Raw genomic sequence first — 253 nt, 5'->3', positions numbered from 1 at the left:
ATCGGCAGGGGATTCCAGTTTATCTTGATGAAGCTGTAGAGCGAGATTCAGTTTTTTGATAATAAAAAGCACACTATCCGGCTGCTGCGAAAGCTCCGAGCAGAGCGCTTGAATATTTATGGCATCACCGGACACTTGCCAATGCCGACTGCGGCGTACCCTCTTTAGCTCACACTCATGTTTGAGCGCGAGCTGCTTTACCGATTGTACGGTTTCTCCACCGACTCTATGAATTAAAGAAGGTAATGCAACG

General features: G+C 47.4%; 1 protein-coding gene. It reads right to left on the bottom strand.

Features of this window, described 5'->3' with window-relative positions; all coding sequences use genetic code 11:
• Window positions 1-253 (bottom strand): ribosome recycling factor family protein (locus tag AB4585_RS25975; RefSeq protein ID WP_372171649.1); only part of this gene is annotated, 253 nt, incomplete at both ends.

The sequence above is a fragment of the Vibrio sp. 10N.222.49.C9 genome, from assembly GCF_041474985.1.
GTDB lineage: Bacteria > Pseudomonadota > Gammaproteobacteria > Enterobacterales > Vibrionaceae > Vibrio > Vibrio crassostreae_C.
Note: the sequence above shows the minus strand (reverse complement) of the source record. Positions and strands in the feature narration are given on the sequence as shown.